Here is a 4,925-nt window from a genome sequence, read left to right on the forward strand (position 1 = left end):
TAGTAGGGCTTTCACCTACATCTGACCGAGAGTTCAGCCTTTTAGTGACAGTAACCTGCTGTCGGGCTGGATTAGTTATTTACGGACTGGATACCGTGATTCACTAACCAACGAATCGCACCGTGAGTGTTAATGATTAGGGATTGGGTACTGAGAAAGAGTTTTTCTAATCTCCAATGCCCCATGCCCGAATGGTATTAAGAAAAGCTCAAAAGCTTGTGTCACCTCGTTAAGAGTCTTAAGACTGGGAATGTATTCCGGTGGGCTGCTGCCTCTGGTCAAGAAGGAGGAGGCGGAGCCTCCCAGGCTGGGAACCAGTTTATGCCCCATGACGCCAGTCGCTCATGGGGGAAACCCCCAAGACCGCGCTGGCTCCCCAATGCCCAATATCCAAAAGGAAACTTTATGACTGCAACTCTAACTCGGACTTGGAATGTAGAGTTTGAAAAAGAAACTCTAGAGAAATTGATTAGTAAGCACGCTCCTCACGTTCCCCTGACTCATGAACATGGCAGTCGTCCCCCAGAAACAGAAGAAGAAAAGGCAGGTTTCTATCAGTACTGGGCTGCAACAGGTGGTCACGACTTGTCTATTGTGCAGGCTGCTAGTAAGGCAATTTTGTTGATTCCTGACCCTGATTTGCATTTAATTTTGAGCAGACAAATTGGGGATGATGGTGCCCATGCGATCGCCTTTCGTGAACGGATTATTGATCTGACTGGACGTGATCCCATCGACGATATCCGCAAGGAAGCTGAACGCCACTGGGAGTTTTTAGAAGATGTACCCTATCGCAATTGGCTAGGATTCGTTGCCTAGGAACTGCACTATGAGCACTACATCCTACCCCAAGTTTGGTTCAATAAACTGACATCGACAATTGGCGATCAGGAATTAGCCCAGAAGAGTAAAGAGCATTTCAATGACGATGAGGCGGTTCATCGGATCACGATCGCTAATTGGTGGCGTAAAAAGTTTGAGCAAGCCTCGCCTAGTGAAAAATCGGAAATCGCCGCACAGTTATTAGAACTCGACGAAGAAATTCAGCAACGTCGCGCTCCTTATATTAAACAGCGCTGGCAAGATGCTGAAAATTTCAATCGTGCTAATACCAAAGGCATCGAGCCAGTATACGATGCTTGGCGCAAAGAGGTAATTTCTTACCTAGTTGATATCCCCAACCCTCAACTCACTTCTGTAAGTCAATAAGTAAGTCGAAGGAACAATTAAGAGGGATTCAAACCTCTCTTAGAGCAATTTGCAGTTGAGTCCAACACAGACATAACAAGAACAGCCCCTTCCCTTGTAGGGAAGGGGAGTAAGACTTAAAGCCTCTCTCTTTTTAGTACAGAAGTCAAAGTGTATTGCATACAAACTATAAGCGCTATATGTCAATACAGTTCAGTAGCGAAGGAGGAGCTATGTTAAATCGACTTGTGAATCAGTTTTTAGCTTGGATAAATCAGAGGAGGTTGTTAAAGCTTTTTCAGCAACCTGGTATTCGCTCGTTGGTGCTACTATTTGTAATTGGTTTGGGCTTGAGCATTGCGATCGCATCTTGCACCCCGAATAATGCGGCTAATTCTGTAACTGCACCGAAACAGGAACCGCAGAGGAGTCAGCTAACAGTGCTGAAAATGGGGCATCAAAAAGGGATGGCACTTTTGAATATTGTCAAAGCTCAAGGAACGTTGGAGAAACGCTTAAAATCTCAGGGTATTTCTGTTACCTGGAATGAATTTTCCTCTACTGCACCTTTGTTGGAAGGGATGGGTGTAGGTGCGATCGTTTTTGGCGGTGGTGGTGGTACCGGAAGTGTATTTGCTCAAGCTGGTGACAAACAATTTGTGCGGGTGGCTGCGGGAACAGGTAGCACAAGGGGTTCAGCTATTTTAGTTCAGGAAAATTCACCTATTAAAACGCTTGCTGATCTCAAAGGTAAAAAAGTTGCTTTTGCCAAAGGTTCTGGTCAGCACTACATCATAGTACCTGCCTTAGAGAAGGTGGGTTTGAAATTTAGTGATATTAAACCTTTATACCTAACGCCAGCGGAAGCTTTGCCCGCATTTGACCGTGGTGATATCGATGCTTGGTTAATCTGGGACCCCTACACCGCTGAAGCTGAACGAAAACTTCGGACTCGTTTGTTAGCAGACAATAGCACAATATTTGATGATAATGGGGCGCTAGAAAGCCCAAGCTTTTATTATGCTGCTCCCGATTTTGTGCGCTTGGTGGCGGCGGCTTAGGTAACTTGGCAATTCAATACGGCTACCAACGATTCGATGTTGGTGTGATGATTTCCACCATTGTGGTTCTGATTGCCCTAGTGCAGATAGTACAGTTTCTAGGCGATTTGCTGGCGCAACGGATGCGAAAACGATAAATCGCCATTTTGCCAGGATTCGTAAACTCTTGAATCTTCTCTTTTGTCTTTGCGTCTTTTGCAGTTCGTTTAAGTTTAATCAAGAATATTGCTAATGAATATACAACATCCAAAAATTAACCGCCGATTTTTCCTCACAGGTCTAAGCTCATTATACCGCCTCCATACTCTTTGCTAGCTGTAGCCAACAACAAGCTCAAGTAACTTCTAATACAGCCTAAGCAACTGCACAAAAAGAAGTCATTCAAGTCGGGGTGACGGGAATCATATCTGAAGATATTTTGAAGTTCGTAAATACTAAACTAGCACCTCAGGAAGGATTAGAAGTAAAAGTTGTGACTTTTAATGACTGAATACAACCGAATACAGCTTTAAGAGACAAAGTAATCGATGCCAATTTTTTTCAACATCGACCTTTCATGAATAATGCTGTCAAGGAACTCAAAATTAATTTAGTCCCATTAAATCTAGTTTCCTTAAGCACACTCGGTCTTTTCTCAAAAAGCCTTAAATCTGTGAATCAGGTTCCCCAGAATGCCACTGTCACAATTGCCAATGATGTGATTAATAATGACCGAGGACTGAGGTTACTGGCAAGTAATGGCTTAATAAAACTTAAGGAAAATACCAAAGAATTTGTAACTCAAAGAGACATAGCGGAGAATCCCAAAAACTTGCGAATCAAGGAAGTAGAAGGAGTCCAAGTAGTTCGAGCTATTAATGACGTAGACTTCATTGTTTCCTCGGCTCAAATTGTTGCTCTAGCAGGAATAACACCGCAATCGATGGGACAGGAGACAGCTAAAGATACAAAGTATGCTTTGGCATTAGTTACATTACAGGGTCGAGAAAATGAATCCAAAATTCAGAAGCTAAACAAGCTGCTTAACGATCCACAAGTTAGAGATTTTATTAACAAGCAGTATCAGGGGCGAATAGTACCTGTATTTTAAAGACAGTGAAAGGATGAAGGATGAAAATTTTGTTACTTCATCTTTCCTAAATTACGAGTTACTAAACTTAAATTGTCACATTAGTTGGAGAATAAAGCCATGTATTTCGGAAAAATTGAAAATGAATTATGTTGTGGAGAAATTTGGTCAATTTGGCAAACAACTAAATTACCAGATCATCTACAGTTATTAGTAGATCAAGAACTAGGAAAAGACGATATCTGGGAATTGCAGAGCCAAAAGCCTGAAGATCAGCCTATTCATCCAAGTCCTGATGAGGACTCTAGTCATTCAACAAGTATTTAACAAGAAAAGCAGTTCTTGCTGAGGGCAGGAGGCAGGAGGATGCCCTCAGCAAGAACTGCTGCGATGCCTACGGCGGTAAACTACCCTAAAGAGCTTGCGGTTTAAGTCCCCTACCAAAATCTTCTCTGCGAGACGCTGCGCGAATGATTTGGTGGCTTGAAATTTAGATAGGGCTTCAACACCATCTAAATTTCTACCTTCTGCCTGCTGCCTCCTTCACGCTACTATTCCATACCTTGGTGCATCTTAATGAGTTCTAAAGAGCACGCTGCTACCACTGATAGCAATTCGCTGACGCAGCGAAGTACCGTTTTAACTTTAGCGATCGCTTGTGGTTTAGCAGTGGCTAATGTCTACTATAATCAGCCGCTACTGGCTGATATGGGACGTAGCTTGAATATCTCTGTCCAGCAGGTGGGATTTATTCCCACTCTTACTCAAACTGGCTATGCAGTGGGGCTACTGTTGTTAGTTCCTTTGGGCGACATGATGGAACGCCGCTGGTTAATTGTCACTATGCTAGTTTTGCTGGCCTGTGCCTTGGTGGTGGAAGCTACAGTTCCCAATCTCGTCTGGTTATCTGTGTCGAGTTTCGTAGTTGGTTTTTGTAGCATAGTGGCACATCTAGTTATTCCACTCGTCGCCCATCTGACACACCCCTCAGAGCGAGGTAAAGTCATTGGAACGCTACTCAGTGGGATGATCCTCAGCGTCCTCCTTGCCCGTTCAGTCAGTGGGATAATTGGGGAATATCTCGGTTGGCGAGCCGTATATGGCATCTCGGCAGGTATGATGCTTGTCTTAGCTTTGGTCATCCAAGGGCGGATACCTCAGAGTAAGCCTTCGTCTACACTGTCGTACCAGCAACTGATGCAGAGTCTGGTGCAACTCGTTCGTGAGCAGCCTGTATTACGTGAAGCGGCACTGAACGTTGCATTAGTATTTGCAGCCTTTAATGCTATGTGGGTAACTCTAGTTTTTCTGCTGGAATCTCCCGCGTATAATTACGACAGTCGAGTTGCAGGTCTATTTGGCTTAGTTGGCTTAATTGGCGTTTTTACCACCCCCATTGTTGGACGGGTAGCAGACAAGCGCGGTCCCAGAATGCTAGTTGGAATAGCTGTTGTTCTATCTCTATCAGCTTTTGTCATCCTTTGGATAGCTGGTGGAACTCATTTAATCGGTCTTATAGAACCCATTTGGGATCTGGTGTACCGGGAGATTAAAAGTATTTTTTATTACTTATGTACTCAAGCAGTTTAACAGATGAAGAGTGGTCA

General features: G+C 43.8%; 6 protein-coding genes. All 6 read left to right on the forward strand.

Features of this window, described 5'->3' with window-relative positions; genetic code table 11:
* Positions 1–405: 405 nt before the first annotated feature.
* The 6 genes from V7K49_RS01050 to V7K49_RS01075 all read left to right on the forward strand — a co-directional run bounded on the left by V7K49_RS01050 (position 406) and on the right by V7K49_RS01075 (position 4,908).
* On the forward strand, positions 406–819 hold the full coding sequence (locus V7K49_RS01050) for a hypothetical protein (protein ID WP_335204171.1): 414 nt from the start codon (positions 406–408) through the stop codon (positions 817–819).
* A 602-nt stretch (positions 820–1,421) separates the two neighbouring features.
* Positions 1,422–2,249 carry an ABC transporter substrate-binding protein gene (locus tag V7K49_RS01055; protein WP_335204172.1) on the forward strand — a complete coding sequence of 276 codons (828 nt, stop codon included), beginning with the start codon at positions 1,422–1,424 and terminating at the stop codon, positions 2,247–2,249.
* A 5-nt stretch (positions 2,250–2,254) separates the two neighbouring features.
* Positions 2,255–2,386 carry a hypothetical protein gene (locus V7K49_RS01060; RefSeq protein WP_335204174.1) on the forward strand — a complete coding sequence of 44 codons (132 nt, stop codon included), beginning with the start codon at positions 2,255–2,257 and terminating at the stop codon, positions 2,384–2,386.
* Between the two features lie 386 nt (positions 2,387–2,772).
* Positions 2,773–3,339 carry a MetQ/NlpA family ABC transporter substrate-binding protein gene (locus V7K49_RS01065; protein ID WP_335204178.1) on the forward strand — a complete coding sequence of 189 codons (567 nt, stop codon included), beginning with the start codon at positions 2,773–2,775 and terminating at the stop codon, positions 3,337–3,339.
* A gap of 99 nt (positions 3,340–3,438) precedes the next feature.
* Positions 3,439–3,645, forward strand: coding sequence for a hypothetical protein (locus V7K49_RS01070; protein WP_335204175.1), 207 nt, complete (start codon positions 3,439–3,441; stop codon positions 3,643–3,645).
* A gap of 249 nt (positions 3,646–3,894) precedes the next feature.
* Positions 3,895–4,908 (forward strand): MFS transporter, encoded by a 1,014-nt coding sequence (locus V7K49_RS01075; protein ID WP_335204176.1) that lies wholly within the window; start codon positions 3,895–3,897, stop codon positions 4,906–4,908.
* The last annotated feature ends 17 nt before the right edge of the window (positions 4,909–4,925 follow it).

The sequence above is a fragment of the Nostoc sp. genome, assembly GCF_036919675.1.
In the GTDB taxonomy this organism is placed as follows: domain Bacteria; phylum Cyanobacteriota; class Cyanobacteriia; order Cyanobacteriales; family Nostocaceae; genus Nostoc.

Excerpts from the sequence above, each read along its gene's own strand:
- V7K49_RS01050 (WP_335204171.1), top strand. The coding sequence starts at position 406 with ATGACTGCAACTCTAACTCGGACTTGGAATGTAGAGTTTGAAAAAGAA.
- V7K49_RS01055 (WP_335204172.1), top strand. The coding sequence starts at position 1,422 with ATGTTAAATCGACTTGTGAATCAGTTTTTAGCTTGGATAAATCAGAGG.
- V7K49_RS01070 (WP_335204175.1), top strand. The coding sequence starts at position 3,439 with ATGTATTTCGGAAAAATTGAAAATGAATTATGTTGTGGAGAAATTTGG.
- V7K49_RS01075 (WP_335204176.1), top strand. The coding sequence starts at position 3,895 with ATGAGTTCTAAAGAGCACGCTGCTACCACTGATAGCAATTCGCTGACG.